Raw genomic sequence first — 15074 nt, 5'->3', positions numbered from 1 at the left:
TACTACGGTTTATTGCTGGTTAAATCTGCCAATGTGGTGTTTCTAAAAATTTGAAGTGTACTATCTCTTACTTGCAGCATTAAATTATGAACAGCACAAGCATTTTCATCCGGACAGTCATCACACTTTTCATAAAAATTTAAACTCACACAAGGAACCATAGAAATTGGTCCTTCTAAAATTCTCATAATCGCTGTCATTTCTATTTCACAAGGTTCTTTGAGTAAATAATAACCTCCACCTTTTCCTTTTTTAGAGCCCAAAAAGCCGTTTTTACGAAGCGTTAATAAGATGCTTTCTAAAAACTTCAAAGAAATATTTTCACTTTTAGATATCGTAGCAATTTGAACAGGTGTTTTATTTTCCTGCCTTGCTAAATAAGTAAGTGCTTTAATTCCGTATTTTGTTTTCTTTGAGAGCATAAAACAAAACTACATAAATAAATGCTATTATTTAGCATTCAAAGCTTGCTCAATGTCTTCAATAATATCTAAAACATTTTCTAAGCCAACAGAAATTCGAACTAAACCATCTGTTATCCCAACTTCTAATCTATCTTCTTCAGACAAACGCCCGTGTGTTGTAGACGATGGATGTGTAACAATTGTTCTAGTATCGCCCAAATTTGCAGATAAAGAACACATTTTAATACTGTCTAAAAACTTTCTTCCTGCGTCAATTCCGCCTTTAATTTCGAAAGCAACAATATTTCCCCCTAGTGACATTTGTTTTTTTGCCACTTCATATTGAGGATGCGTTTTTAAAAACGGATACTTTACAAATTCAACATTTTTATTTCCTTCTAAAAAAATTGCTACTTTTAAGGCATTTTCTGCATGTTTTTCTACTCGGATTGATAAAGTCTCTAAACTTTTTGATAAAACCCACGCATTAAAAGGAGACATTGCAGGTCCTGTATTTCTTGCAAAAAGATAAATTTCCCGCATCAAATCTTCTCTACCAACTGTTACGCCGCCTAAAACTCTACCTTGACCATCAATTAATTTTGTTGCCGAATGAATAACCAAATCTGCGCCAAATTTAATAGGTTGTTGCACATATGGCGTTGCAAAACAGTTGTCTACTATAAAAATAAGATTGTGTTTTTTAGCGATTTCACCAATTACCTCTAAATCTAAAATATCTACTGCCGGATTTGTTGGCGTTTCAATATATAAAATCTTCGTATTTTCTTTAATTAAACTTTCGACCAAATGAACTTCATCCACCTTAAAATAAGAAGTTTCAATATTCCATTTTGGTAAATATTTGGTAAACATACTGTGTGTTGAGCCAAAAACCGAACGACAAGAAACAATATGATCTCCAGCATTTAACAAAGCGGCAAATGTTGAAAAGATTGCAGACATTCCGGTTGCAAAAGCATAACCCGTTTCTGCACCTTCCATCGCAACAATTTTATCTACAAACTCTGTAGTATTCGGGTTTGTAAATCGACTGTATAAGTTTCGTTCTTTTTCTTCTGCGAAGGATGCACGCATTTCTTCTGCATCCTCAAAAACAAAACTTGAAGTTAAATATAAAGGTGTAGAATGTTCTGAAAACTGTGATCTATCAGTCTGATTTCTAATTGCTTGTGTTTCGAAATGTTTGCTCATATGTTGGTTGTTGGTTTGTGGTAAATGGTTTGTGGTTTAGACTATTAACCAAAAACTATAAACCATCAACTAATTTAATTATTATGTTTCGCCAATCTTAAAATATCACCAAAAACGCCTCTTGCAGTTACACTTGCTCCTGCTCCTGCCCCCTGAATTACAATAGGTTGCTCTCCATAAGATTCTGTATAAATTTCAAAAATTGCATCTGATCCTTTTAAAGAACCTAAAGGTGTATTTACAGGGACTGAAACTAATTTTACTTCTAAATTTCCTTTTTCTTTGGATAAATCTCCGCCTAATTCGCCTATATAACGTAAAACGTGATTTGGTTTCTGATTGTCTTTTAAGGTTTGATATTCATCATTCAGCAATTCTAAATTAGCTAAAAAATCGTCAGCAGAACCACTTCTTAAATTTTGGGGAATTAAATTTTTAATTTCCACTTCTTTCAATTCATTTTCTAATTCTAATTCCCTTGCTAAAATTAGTAATTTCCTAGCAACATCATTTCCGCCTAAATCTTCCCGTGGATCTGGTTCTGTAAAACCTTTGTCAATCGCTTCTTTTAATACTTTCGAAAACGAAACATTATCCGAAGAAAAGTTATTAAATAAATAACTTAAAGTTCCAGAAAAAACACCTCTAATTTTGGTGATATTCTCTCCTGATTCATGCAATAACCGTATTGTATCAATCAGAGGTAAACCTGCACCAACATTGGTTTCGTATAAATATTGTTTTTTGTATTCTTTTAATTTTGCTCTTATTTCTTTATAAAAATCAAAAGACAAGGTGTTCGCAATTTTATTACAAGAAACCAAATCGAAACCAGCTTCAATAAAAGGTATATAATTACTTACAAAAGCCACGCTTGCAGTATTATCAACAACTATTAAATTCTCAAAATGATGCGCTTTTGAAAATTCAATAACATCCTCCACAGAAACATTCTCATCGCCATTTTCTAATAAATCTTGCTTCCAGTTTTTAGACACTCCGTTTTTAGATAACAACACTTTTTTAGAGTTTGCAACAGCAAAAACATTCAACTGAATTTTTCTCCTTTCTAAAACAGATTGCGTGTTTTCAATAATTTGATCTATCAGCGTTCCGCCAACTAAACCTTTTCCGAAAATGGATATGTTTATTTTCTTGGTTACTCCAAAAACTTGACCATGAATTACATTAACCGCTTTGTGTAATTGGTCTTTTTTAACCACCAAACTCACATTTTTTCCAGTAACCGTATTATTGAATAAAACGGGCACAATTTGGTTTTTGATTAAGGCATTATAAGGTAGATGAAATTCACTTAAATCTTGACCAATAATAGAAATAACGGCTACATTATGTAAAATAGAAATCTGATTTACGTCTTGCAAATAAAAATCATTTTCGAATTCTTTTTCCAAAGCAGCAACCGCTTCTTGCGCTCTATCAGCTTCAATAATTAAACCAATTCCTCTTTCTGATGAACCTTGAGAAATAATACTGATACTAATATTTCGATCGCTTAAAGTTTTAAAAATCCGCGCATCAACACCAACTTTACCCAATAAACCTCTACCCTCAAAATTTAGAAGTGCAACATTATCAATTGTTGAGATTGATTTAATCCCTTTTATAGAAGACTCTGCAGTAATTAAAGTTCCTTTATCTTCTTTGTTAAACGTATTTAAAATCCGAAGGTTGATGTTCTTTTCTAATAACGGAATAATGGTTTTTGCATGTAAAATTGTGGTTCCTAAATTGGCTAATTCATTCGCCTCAGAATAGGACAATTGTTCAATTTTTTTTGCGTCTGCTACTAAATCAGGATTTGCAGTGAAAATTCCGCTAACGTGTGTGTAATTTTGTAACTCATCCGCATCTAAAAAATTCGCCAATAAAGCTGCCGTGTAATTACTTCCATTTCTGCCTAAAGTGGTTGTTTCTCCTTTTTTGTTTGAAGATATAAAACCAGTTACAATGTTAATTGTATCTTTATTTTTCTTGTAATAATTGATTACATTCTCTTTAGAAATCGATGTGATTGGATGTGCATTTCCAAAATTTTCATCCGTAATAATTAGCGTTCTTGCGTCTGTTGCATTTGCAGAAATGTTTTCTTTTTCTAGTAAACTTGCCAGTAATTTTACGGACAACAATTCGCCTTGGGCTAAAACCTCATCTTTAATTTTCTGACTATAATCGCCTAACAAGGAAACGCCTTCAAAAATGGTTTCTAGTTTTGAAAATTCTTGAGAAAAATCAACTGAACTATTAGGTTCTAATTGATATTCTTTAAATTTTTTAAACTTCGATTTATACTCCTTTTTAGCGGCTGATTTTTGTAAAATCAATTCTAAATCATTTGTCGAATTTCCTCTTGCAGAAGCAACAACCGTAATTTTTTCGTCATTGTTATATTTATCTAAAATAATTTCAATGGCATTCTTTATTCCTTTTCCGTTAGCTAAAGATTTTCCTCCAAACTTAACTACTTTCATTTTTTTCTTTCTATAATCTTTATTGAAAATCGGTTCAATAATAGTTTGTAATTGTTCATATTCAATTAAAAACGCATCATGACCGTGCACAGAATTTATTTCATTATAGGTGACATTTTCTTTCGTTAATGCTAATTTTTTATGCGTTTGTCTGTTTTCTTCCGCAGTAAAAAACAAATCAGAATTGACGCCAATAATGTGAATATCCGCAGTAATTGAATCTAAAATTTCTATATTTTTCTTACCGTTATTTGTAACATCAATTGTCTTAAGTAACTGATTCATCAATTTATAAGACGATAATTGATAGCGTTCTTGCAATTTATTTCCGTGGTGCAACAACCAACTTTCTACATCAAAAATATCTGAATTATCTTTTTTAGAGCGATGAAAACGTTCTTTAAAAGATTCCGGAGTTCTGTAGCACAACATCGCATGCATGCGCGCGTCGTGCACAGGATTGCTAGAATTTACCAAAAATTGTTCTTGAATTTGGCAATTGGCAATCAACCAATCTGTAGATTTCCAATCGGTTGCAACCGGGATAAAATGTTGGGTTAATTTTGTGTTTAACAACATCATTTCCCAGGCAATTCCGCCTCCTAATGAACCACCAATGAATGCAAAAATAGCATCAATTTTTAATTCTTTTAATCCGATTAAAAACAGGTTTGCAACATCTCTTGCAATAAAACTTTTGTAATTCTCAATTACAAATCCGTCGAAACCATTTCCCGGAATGTTAAAGGCTAAAATGGTGTAATTGTTTGTATCAATGGTTTTTTTAGTACCAATAATATCTTTCCACCAACCATTTTCACCTGCAACATCGCTATTTCCTGTTAACGCATGATTAACCAAAACAATAGGTGCAGCGCCTAATTCTTGTCCAAACAATTGATAACTTAATTGAATGTCATTAAATTGTACACCACTTTCTGTAGTGAAATTGTTTATGATAATATGTTTTAATTGGTTTTTCAAGTATAAAATATTTTATTAAAAAATGTATGTCTGTTTGAGCGCAGTCGAGAACTCATAAACTTAAAAGGTAAAAAGAACCTTTCGACTGCGCTCAATGACACATTGTTATTATATTTTAGAAAAAGCTGCTTTTAAATCGGCTTTTAAATCTTCTAAATCTTCAATACCAACAGACAATCTAATTAAATCTTGAGTAACACCAGCGCTCGCCTGTTGTTCGTCATTTAATTGCTGATGTGTAGTACTTGCAGGATGAATAATTAATGATTTTGTATCGCCAATATTCGCCAATAATGAGAAAATCTTTGTTTCGTTTGATACTGTTTTTGCAGCTTCAAATCCGCCTTTTGCGCCGAAAGTAACGATTCCACTTTGCCCTTTTGGCAAGTATTTATCTGCTAACTTTTTATATTCACTACTTTCTAAACCAGGATAATTTACCCAGGCAACCTCTTCTTGTTGCTCCAACCATTTTGCCAATGCCAATGCATTTTCTGAATGTTGTTTAATTCGGATTGATAACGTTTCTAGACCTTGAATAATATTAAACGCGTTTGTTGGACTGATTGCAGCTCCAAAATCACGCAATCCTTCTAAAATTAACTTAAAGGTAAACGCCGCTGCGCCTAAAGCTTCATGATATACTAAACCATGATACCCCGCAGAAGGTTCTGTAAATTCAGGAAATTTCCCGTTTGCCCAGTTAAAGGTTCCAGCATCAATAATTGCGCCTCCTAAAGAGTTTCCTTGACCACCAATATATTTGGTAAGTGAATGAATTACAATATTTGCACCATGCTTTATAGGATTTAACAACGCAGGTGTTGCTACTGTATTATCAACAATAAAAGGAACTTCCGCAGCTCTTGAATGTACAGAAATTGCGTCTAAATCTAACACATCTAACTTAGGGTTTCCTAAAGATTCTACAAAAAAGGCTCTTGTATTATCCTGCACAGCAGCAGCAAAATTATCAGGATTTGAAGCATCCACAAACGTTGTTGTAATGCCTAATCTAGGCAAAGTAACGCTTAATAAGTTGTAAGTACCACCATACAAACTACTTGAAGCCACAATGTGATCGCCTGCTTTTAAAAGTGTCAATAAACCTGTAGCAATTGCTCCCGTTCCAGAAGCAAAAACGACTGCTCCGATTCCGCCTTCAATAGCCGCCAAACGGTCTTGTAAAATTTGATTCGTAGGATTGTTTAAACGTGTGTAAATAAACCCTAATTCTTTTAATGAAAAAAGATTAGCAGCATGATCTGCACTGTTAAAAACATACGAAGTTGTTTGATAAATAGGAACGGCTCTTGTTCCTCCATTTGCTTTTACATCATGCCCTGCATGTAATGCGTTTGTTGCGAATTTGTGTGTACTCATTTTTCTATTTTTTTTGAGTTAATAATTAATTAATTCAAGTGCATCAATTCTTTATTGATGCTCCTATTAGAAAAATGTTATTAAGAAAAATTAAATAATCCAGAAAGGAAAATTCTTTTTTTGTTATCTATCCTTTTTCATTTCTGACGAACTGAAACTGGTTCAGCACAAGGGTAGAATGTAGCACCTTCTTTATTACTAAAGGGTTGCTAAGGTTTCAAAGGGTCTAATCCCTCCACCTTTCTTGATAACATTTCAATAAATTATTGAACTTTGTGAGTGCAAAGATATGCTTAGAAAAATTTAATAACCAAATAAAAATAGATTTATTTTTATTTATTATACATATCACATTTTTACAGTTGTATTTTTTAGAATCGTGAAATATAAAATTGGACAGTTTTGTTTTTACTAATGATACTATAATCAAATATTATTCGTATAAATTATGTTTTCTCGATTTAAAACGTAACTTTGCATTAGAATTTAGAGGAAAAATTTGAACTGATTGCAACCTCATTAAAAAAAGCTAAAGCAGTAATAATATACTACTTTTAGCGACCAAGCAATCTCTTTTCATTTTTCATTAATCCATAAAAAGAAGATTTATATGTCATATTTATTTACCTCAGAAAGTGTTTCTGAAGGACATCCAGATAAAGTTGCAGATCAAATTTCTGATGCTTTAATAGATAATTTTTTAGCTTTTGATAAAAACAGTAAAGTTGCTTGTGAAACTTTAGTAACTACGGGTCAAGTTATTTTGGCTGGAGAAGTAAAATCGAACACGTATTTAGACGTGCAACAGATTGCAAGAGAAGTGATCAATAAAATTGGTTACAACCAAAGCGCCTATATGTTTGATGGCAACTCTTGCGGAATTTTATCTGCAATTCACGAGCAATCACCAGACATTAACCAAGGAGTTGACAGAGCAAACCCCGAAGATCAAGGTGCTGGAGACCAAGGAATGATGTTTGGCTACGCAACGGATGAAACGGACAACTATATGCCTTTGGCTTTAGAAATTTCGCACAGATTGTTGATCGAGTTGGCTAAAATACGAAGAGAACATAAAGAGATTACGTATTTAAGACCCGATGCAAAAAGTCAAGTGACTATCGAGTATTCTGATGACAATGTGCCGCAAAGAATTGATGCAATTGTAATCTCTACGCAACATGATGATTTTATAAAACCTTCATCCGCAAGTAAAGAAGATAAGAAGATTGCCAATGATGCAATGTTAGATAGAATTGCTTCTGACATGAAATCTATTTTAATATCGAGAGTTGTTGCCGATTTGCCTGCTAATATTAAGAAGTTATTTACGGATGACATTACGTATCACATAAACCCAACAGGGGTTTTTGTAATTGGTGGTCCTCATGGGGATACGGGTTTAACAGGACGTAAAATTATTGTAGACACGTACGGAGGAAAAGGCGCACATGGTGGAGGCGCATTTTCTGGAAAAGACCCAAGTAAAGTAGACAGATCTGGAGCCTACGCAACCAGACACATTGCTAAAAACTTAGTTGCTGCAGGTCTTTGTAAAGAGGTTTTAGTGCAAGTTTCGTATGCCATTGGTGTTGCTAAACCAACAAGTATTAATGTGGATACGTATAGAACATCCACCGTAAATTTAACGGATGGAGAGATCAGTAAAGTTGTAGAAACGCTGTTTGATATGCGTCCGTATTTTATTGAGAAACGTTTAAAGCTAAGAGCGCCAATTTATTCTGAAACTGCTGCCTATGGTCACATGGGAAGAACGCCGGAAATAAAAACAGTAACCTTTACAAACCCGATGGGTCAGACTGCGACCGAAGAAGTAGAAACATTTACTTGGGAGAAGTTGGATTATGTGGATGCTATAAAAAAGGCTTTTAAATTATAAGAAACCTTACAAGATAATTACCGCTATAAGACTGTTTGAAAAGACAGTCTTTTTTTTTGTCGTTTCCTTTTATGAAAGCATCAATTACGGTCACGTTTATGCTTGCAAATACCGCTTATCGTCACCTATTTGCTATGTATTGCAACTAAAACTGTATTCATCTTTATTTTAACAATGAGCATGTTTATGCGCATATCTTTAAAGCAGTTTAAATAATACATTGATCCCTATAAGATGAAAACTTTTAACCGATACTTTCCAGTAATTTTCTTTGTAATTTTTAGTTCCTGTGTGCCAAGAGAGGGCGATTTACAACAACCGGAAACAGGAAAGGTCCCAATAGACGCAATAAAAGTTTTAGAGATCATATCCATACCAAATAACTTTAATTTTGAAACAGAAAGAGCCGTAACATTAACAATTGTTGATGCGACACCTTATGTAAAGTATGAGATTTTTTAGTTTATCCGTTTCAACATTCGAAGAAAATTAAGATCATAAGTGTCTTATTGCTAACTTTTCTATAAGAATTGTTTACAGTTACCGACCAAAAAGAAGGATAAACCGCTTTTTTATCAGGAGCTCCTTAAAAAGGATATGCATTGCTTCTCTTTAACAAAAAATTAAGAGTTCATCTTTTATACAATATGTAATTTCGGAAAAATTCAAATCAAATATTTATGATCACTAAAAAAACACTTTTGCAGCTGTTTGTAGTTGCCTTCATTTTTGGTTTTTCTTTAGAAGCCGATGCGCAATTCTGGAAAAAGAAGAAACCAGCTTCTAAAGAAACCCCTAAACCACCAGCAAAATCTAAAAAGGACGAAATTCTGCCTTATGGTAAAGTGGTTACAAAAGAATTTAAAACAGATGAAGGTTTGTTTAAAGTACATCAGAATGAAGACACCTTTTTATTTGAAATTCCGGATTCTCTTTTAAAAAGAGAAATGTTAATGGTAACAAGAATTGCCAAAACTGCAAGCGGAATTGGCTTTGGAGGAGGAAAAACCAACGAACAAGTACTGCGATGGGAAAAGAAGAACAAACAAATTTTAGTACGTATTGTTTCTCATAATATTGTTGCTGATACTCTTTTACCAGTTCATGAAGCGGTGCTAAACTCTAACTTAGAGCCTATTCTATTTTCATTCCCGATAAAAGCGTTTAGCAAAGATTCTACTGCAACAGTAATCGATGCCAGTGCTTTATTTGCGACTGATATAAAACCTTTAGGTTTTCCTGAATATTACAGAAAAGAATATCAAGTTACAAGAATAGATGCAGACCGTTCGTATATAGACCGAATTAATAGTTATCCTAAGAACATAGAAATTAGACATGTAAAAACCTATTTTGCAAGCAAAGCACCGTCTAATACTGATTTAGGATCTATTACTTTAGAAATGAGCAACTCTATGGTTTTATTGCCTAAAATACCGATGAAGCGTCGATATTTTGATGAAAGAGTTGGTTGGTTTACAAGCAGACAAACAGATTATGGTTTAGATGCGCAAAAGAGTAAAACCGTTGCATATTTAGATAGATACCGTTTAGAAGTAAAAGACGAAGACATTGCAAAATTTAATGCGGGAGAATTGGTTGAACCTAAAGAACAAATTGTGTACTATGTAGACAGAGCTACGCCAGAAGAATGGGTGCCTTATATTATACAAGGTGTAAATGATTGGCAAGTTGCTTTTGAAGCAGCAGGATTTAAGAATGCAATTGTTGGTAAAAGAGCGCCAACTGCAGAAGAAGACCCAGATTATAGCCCAGAAGATATACGTTATTCGGTAATTCGTTATTTAGCGTCGCCGATCCCTAATGCAAACGGACCTCATGTTAGCGATCCACGTTCTGGAGAAATCTTAGAGTCGGATATTAACTGGTATCACAACGTAATGTCTTTATTGCATAACTGGTTTTTTATACAAACGGCCGCTATTAACCCTGATGCAAGAGGAAACAACTTTAAAACAGAAACGATGGGAGCGTTAATCAAGTTTGTGTCTTCTCATGAGCTTGGTCATACCTTAGGATTGCCTCATAATATGGGTAGTTCATCAGCAATTCCTGTAGATTCTTTGCGTTCGGCAAGTTTTACTAAAAAATACGGAACGGCACCTTCTATTATGGATTATGCTCGTTTTAATTATGTTGCGCAACCAGAAGATAAGGGTGTTGCATTAATGCCAAACATTGGGGTATATGATATGTACGCGATCTCTTGGGGTTATCGTCCTATTTTAGATAAAGACGCTAAAGAAGAAAAAGAAACTTTAGATTCTTGGATTTTAGCAAAAGCTGGTGACCCAGTTTATCGTTTTGGTCGCCAACAAAGAGGTGTTATAGACCCTAGTTCTCAAACAGAAGATTTAGGTGATGATGCCGTAAAGGCTTCTATGTACGGAATTAAAAACTTACAAAGAATTTTACCAAACTTAGAAAAATGGACATCAGAAAAAGGGGAAACTTATGATGATTTAGCAACAATGTATGGACAAATTACAACTCAGTTTGCAAGATATATGGGACATGTTTCTTCTAATGTTGGTGGTATTTACGAAAATTACAAAACAACAGATCAAGAAGGAGCTGTTTATACGCATGTAGATAAAGAGCGTCAAAAAGAATCTTTACAGTTTGTAATTGAACAATTGTTTGTAACACCAACTTGGATGTTAGATAAAGATCTTTTCTCTAAAGTGCAATCTAGTGGTGCAATTGAAGATATTAGAGCACTACAAGTTAGAACTTTATACGGCGTTTTAAGTACAGATAGAATGGCAAGAATGATTGAAAATGAAACTTTAAATGGTTCGAATGCCTACACTTTAGTTTCTATGTTTTCTGAATTAAGAAAAGGTGTTTGGTCTGAACTATACACTAGAAAGAGTATTGACACCTATAGAAGAAATTTACAGAAAGCGCATATTGAGCGTTTAGATTACTTATTAAACAAGGCGCCAGATCAAGCGGGTCGTTATGGTTCTGCTTCTGTAAACGTTGGTCAGTCTGATATTAAGTCTTTTGCACGAGGAGAGTTAAACAAATTGAGAAGTGATGTAAAATCTGCAGCTTCGAGAACTTCGGATACTACTTCTCGTTATCATTTGGAGGATGTTGTAGCTAGAATTAATGTTGCTTTAGATCCTAAATAATTAGAAATCTTATTTTACTATATAATAAAACCTCGTCTTAATTGATGAGGTTTTTTTTGTCTTATATCGAAAATTAAAAATTGCCATATAATTAAAGTTATCTATGCCCTTAAAAAACAGAATAGACATAATTTACACACTTTTTATGACAAAGACAGAGTTAATATTACGTAAAACTAGAAAGACTTTTAGAAAACCTAAGTTATCGATATATTTAGAAATTGATTCCTTCTTTAGACCTGTATATGGAATGAAGTATACCAAATTTAATAAAGCATTTTACAAAGATTTGAAATCATAAGTATATAATATTAGATAAAATTGATATCTCCTATTTTCATCGAAGCATAAAAGACATCGTTTTATTATTATCTGATATTAATGTATATCTGAGTAAAAAAAATGAACCGCATGAATAACAGGTTTAATTTATTGTTAGTTTTATAAGACTTTCTAGAATTTCTTAGCTTTTACTTTCTATTGCTACTTATTTTAAGAATAAATCTTTAAACCATCCATTTATTTTTGCCGCGGTAGATGCTGAGGAAATTGGATCTTTAGGATGTGAATACTTACTTAATAATTTTCCTGTTGCGATAGAAGACATTGCTTTAAATATTAATATGGATATGATTGCCCACAATGACTCGTTGCAACTTTATGCTTCTGACTTGTATCATTATCCAAGTTTAAAACAACCCTTAGCTGGTTTAAAATCTACTAAAATAAACCTACTATTTGGCCACGACGAACCAAACAAGAAGGGCGTTGAAGATTGGACTTTTTCGTCTGATCATAGAATATTTCACGAAAAAAAGATTCCTTATATCTATTTTGGGGTAGAAGACCATAAGGATTATCATAAGTCAACTGACACCTTTCAAAATATTAATAAATCTTTTTATATTGATGCCGTTAGGTTAATTATAGAGGCTATCAAAGCCTATGATTCTTACTTACCAATTGATTCTAAAGATTAGTAATCCCTACTAAACTATCAAAAAAATTTAAAATAACAACCTTATTAACTATAAATCCAAGCAAACTGTAAGGTTTTGTTTATCTTTCAAGAAATAATTATTAAAAATGAAATATACCCTTTTACAAAATAAGGAGACGAAACCTATCTCTATTGGTTGCAAGTACTTTACTCCGAAAGAGGAATTAATTGATAAAATTGAGGTACTAATTGTTTCTTTTTTTGGGGAATACCCTAATGGCTCACAAGGAAAAAATCACGGTACTTATATTTCAAAAAAAACAGTTTCAGGAATTATTGATTTTAATCCTGATGCGTTAATTTTAGATTTTAGAGAATTAGAATACAATTGGGGAAATTCTTTATTAGCTGTTTTTCAAGATCTAGAACAACTTAAGAATGCAGGAAATACCGCAAACGAGCCTAATTTCCCTATTTTGATTTTGACATCAGAAAAGTCTAAAACCGGTATATTATCACTTTTAAAGCCTTCTGCAAGTAATTCAGTTCCTGATTTTATTTTTGAGGATATCAATTTAGCCATAAAAGAAGCTGCAAAAAGAGGTAAGTATTGGTTAGACAATTAAAAGTTCATTTTTAATTCAACCTTCATCAACCAAATAAATTCTTAGAAGTTATTGCGTTTTATTTCCGCTAATTTGTTTCTAAAAAGGATTAAAAAGTGTGCTATATTTGCATAACTTTATTTTTCATGAATCAGACACTTTTATCATCTCCACTTCAAGGCTTTACAGATCATAAGTTTAGAAATGCATTTAATCATTTCTTTGGAGGAATTGACACTTTTTACGCGCCCTATATTCGCCTAAACGGAAAACTCATCATTAAAAACTCTTATCAAAGAGATATTCTTCCGGAAAATAATACGGAGTTAACCGTAATTCCACAAATAATGACCAATGATGCTGATGAGTTTTTATTCGTAACTAAATATGTGCAAGAATTAGGCTATAAAGAATTAAACTGGAATTTAGGTTGCCCCTACCCAATGGTTACAAAACAAGGAATGGGTTCTGGATTAATAAGCGATTTTGAAAAAATAAATAGTATTCTTCATAAAGTTCATAACGAATCGGATATTATAGTATCTATGAAAATGAGAATGGGGTATGATACTCCAGATGAAATTTTAGACGTTTTACCAATTTTAGACACCTATCCTATAAAGAATATTGCAATTCACGCAAGAATAGGAAAACAACTTTACAAAGGCGGAACAAATTTAGAAGCGTTTCAAAAATGTTTGGATAATAGCAAACACAAAATGTATTATAATGGTGATATTACTTCTGTTGCCGCGTATAAAAAACTAAAAAAGCGTTTCCCTTCTATAGATCATTGGATGATTGGTAGAGGTTTAATTGCTGATCCTTTTTTACCAAGTATGATTAAAGCAGATACTACTGAATATCCTAAAAACAGGTTTGCTGTTTTCAACGAATTTCACGATCGTATTTTTCAAGAATATGATGCAGCGCTCTCTGGACCAACTCCAATTAAAATGAAAATGCTTGGCTTTTGGGAGTACTTTTCTCAGAGTTTTGATAATCCGCAGAAAACTTTTAAAAAAATTAAAAAAGCAGGTAATGTAAAAAATTATGCCATTGCTGTTGATGAAATTTTTAAGGAAGCGAGAAGTTATTAGTTTATTTTATGCTAAAATCTAACGTACTATAAAAACCGTAAACTTTGTTATTTTCTGATATATTGAACTTGTGTTGAATTTATATTTATTATAAAAATCTGTATATTAATAAGTTGATATAAACAAAAAATAAATATAACAGTAATAATGAAATATTTTATGAAATTATGCTTTTTGGATTTGCTCTTGCTTTCATTTCATTGAATATAACCATAGGTACTTGAACCTTTGAATTTATTATTATTATTATTATTATTATTATTATTATTATATTGATAAAACAAGTATCCTTTCTTCCATTTATTTCTTAATCCATTTTCTTTTTCTTCTTATGAGTTATACCAAAATAGTTTTTTAATGCCGTATATTTTCATTATATTACGTTATGGGAAGAATAGCAAGTTTAGATATTTCAGAATCACTAATTGAGCTTAAAGAACTAGTGTCAAAGCAAACAACATTAAAAGGGGAAAAGCGAGTAAAATCTTTAATTTATATAAAGACAAAAAAGTTTAAAACTCGACAAGAAGTGTCAGCTTCTGTAGGAGTTCACATCAGAACATTAGAAAGATGGGTAGAAACCTATAAATTATTTGGAATTGATCAAATGATTAGTGATAAGCCAAAAAATAAACAATCAAAAATTATTACTTCTGAAATTCATTTAGGTTTATCGCAAAGAGTTAATGACCCTCTCAACCCTTTTTTAGGATATTGGGATGCGCAAATATGGGTAAATGAAACCTATGGGATTGAGATAAAATATCAACGTATTCGAGAGTATTTAAAGCAACATTTTAAAACAAAACTTAAAAGCCCGCGAAAATCTCATTACAAAAAAAATGTAGAGGCTGAAAAAGCCTTTTTAAAAACTACCTAATACGCTAAAC

The 15074-nt window shown here is 32.5% G+C and carries 11 protein-coding genes and 1 riboswitch; of the genes, 7 read left to right on the top strand and 4 right to left on the bottom strand.

Annotated elements, in window-relative coordinates; translation table 11 throughout:
- Positions 1-2: 2 nt before the first annotated feature.
- From BST83_RS00420 to BST83_RS00405, 4 genes are all read right to left on the bottom strand, one after another.
- Positions 3-422: an RrF2 family transcriptional regulator gene (locus BST83_RS00420; RefSeq protein WP_104808093.1), complete on the bottom strand. Its 420-nt coding sequence runs from the start codon at positions 420-422 to the stop codon at positions 3-5.
- Between the two features lie 27 nt (positions 423-449).
- Positions 450-1619, bottom strand: a complete 1170-nt coding sequence (locus BST83_RS00415; RefSeq protein ID WP_104808092.1) for a trans-sulfuration enzyme family protein — start codon at positions 1617-1619, stop codon at positions 450-452.
- A gap of 74 nt (positions 1620-1693) precedes the next feature.
- Positions 1694-5095 (bottom strand): bifunctional aspartate kinase/homoserine dehydrogenase I, encoded by a 3402-nt coding sequence (gene thrA / locus BST83_RS00410; RefSeq protein WP_104808091.1) that lies wholly within the window; start codon positions 5093-5095, stop codon positions 1694-1696.
- A gap of 108 nt (positions 5096-5203) precedes the next feature.
- Positions 5204-6478: an O-acetylhomoserine aminocarboxypropyltransferase/cysteine synthase family protein gene (locus tag BST83_RS00405; protein WP_104808090.1), complete on the bottom strand. Its 1275-nt coding sequence runs from the start codon at positions 6476-6478 to the stop codon at positions 5204-5206.
- 120 nt (positions 6479-6598) lie between these two features.
- Positions 6599-6732: riboswitch (SAM riboswitch) on the bottom strand.
- A gap of 356 nt (positions 6733-7088) precedes the next feature.
- On the opposite strand from BST83_RS00405, the gene metK reads away from it, so the two are divergent.
- The 7 genes from metK (at position 7089) to BST83_RS00375 (ending at position 15064) form a co-directional block, all read left to right on the top strand.
- Positions 7089-8378: a methionine adenosyltransferase gene (metK, locus tag BST83_RS00400; protein WP_104808089.1), complete on the top strand. Its 1290-nt coding sequence runs from the start codon at positions 7089-7091 to the stop codon at positions 8376-8378.
- Between the two features lie 234 nt (positions 8379-8612).
- Positions 8613-8840, top strand: a complete 228-nt coding sequence (locus tag BST83_RS19505) for a hypothetical protein (RefSeq protein ID WP_146092075.1) — start codon at positions 8613-8615, stop codon at positions 8838-8840.
- A 218-nt stretch (positions 8841-9058) separates the two neighbouring features.
- A complete protein-coding gene (locus BST83_RS00395) occupies positions 9059-11539 on the top strand; it encodes a zinc-dependent metalloprotease (protein WP_437438447.1) in 2481 nt (826 codons plus the stop codon).
- 479 nt (positions 11540-12018) lie between these two features.
- A complete protein-coding gene (locus tag BST83_RS00390) occupies positions 12019-12519 on the top strand; it encodes a M28 family peptidase (protein WP_104808088.1) in 501 nt (166 codons plus the stop codon).
- Positions 12520-12625: 106 nt separating this feature from the next.
- Positions 12626-13105, top strand: a complete 480-nt coding sequence (locus tag BST83_RS00385; protein ID WP_104808087.1) for a hypothetical protein — start codon at positions 12626-12628, stop codon at positions 13103-13105.
- A 125-nt stretch (positions 13106-13230) separates the two neighbouring features.
- Positions 13231-14184: a tRNA dihydrouridine synthase gene (locus tag BST83_RS00380; protein WP_104808086.1), complete on the top strand. Its 954-nt coding sequence runs from the start codon at positions 13231-13233 to the stop codon at positions 14182-14184.
- Positions 14185-14569: 385 nt separating this feature from the next.
- Positions 14570-15064 (top strand): winged helix-turn-helix domain-containing protein, encoded by a 495-nt coding sequence (locus BST83_RS00375; RefSeq protein ID WP_104808085.1) that lies wholly within the window; start codon positions 14570-14572, stop codon positions 15062-15064.
- The last annotated feature ends 10 nt before the right edge of the window (positions 15065-15074 follow it).

Source organism: Polaribacter filamentus (assembly GCF_002943715.1).
Lineage (GTDB): Bacteria > Bacteroidota > Bacteroidia > Flavobacteriales > Flavobacteriaceae > Polaribacter > Polaribacter filamentus.
The sequence above is the reverse complement of the archived record's forward strand: the minus strand, read 5'-3'. Positions and strand labels throughout refer to the sequence as shown.

Excerpts from the sequence above, each read along its gene's own strand:
- BST83_RS00420 (WP_104808093.1), bottom strand. The coding sequence starts at position 422 with ATGCTCTCAAAGAAAACAAAATACGGAATTAAAGCACTTACTTATTTA.
- BST83_RS00415 (WP_104808092.1), bottom strand. The coding sequence starts at position 1,619 with ATGAGCAAACATTTCGAAACACAAGCAATTAGAAATCAGACTGATAGA.
- BST83_RS00405 (WP_104808090.1), bottom strand. The coding sequence starts at position 6,478 with ATGAGTACACACAAATTCGCAACAAACGCATTACATGCAGGGCATGAT.
- metK (WP_104808089.1), top strand. The coding sequence starts at position 7,089 with ATGTCATATTTATTTACCTCAGAAAGTGTTTCTGAAGGACATCCAGAT.
- BST83_RS19505 (WP_146092075.1), top strand. The coding sequence starts at position 8,613 with ATGAAAACTTTTAACCGATACTTTCCAGTAATTTTCTTTGTAATTTTT.
- BST83_RS00395 (WP_437438447.1), top strand. The coding sequence starts at position 9,059 with ATGATCACTAAAAAAACACTTTTGCAGCTGTTTGTAGTTGCCTTCATT.
- BST83_RS00385 (WP_104808087.1), top strand. The coding sequence starts at position 12,626 with ATGAAATATACCCTTTTACAAAATAAGGAGACGAAACCTATCTCTATT.
- BST83_RS00380 (WP_104808086.1), top strand. The coding sequence starts at position 13,231 with ATGAATCAGACACTTTTATCATCTCCACTTCAAGGCTTTACAGATCAT.
- BST83_RS00375 (WP_104808085.1), top strand. The coding sequence starts at position 14,570 with ATGGGAAGAATAGCAAGTTTAGATATTTCAGAATCACTAATTGAGCTT.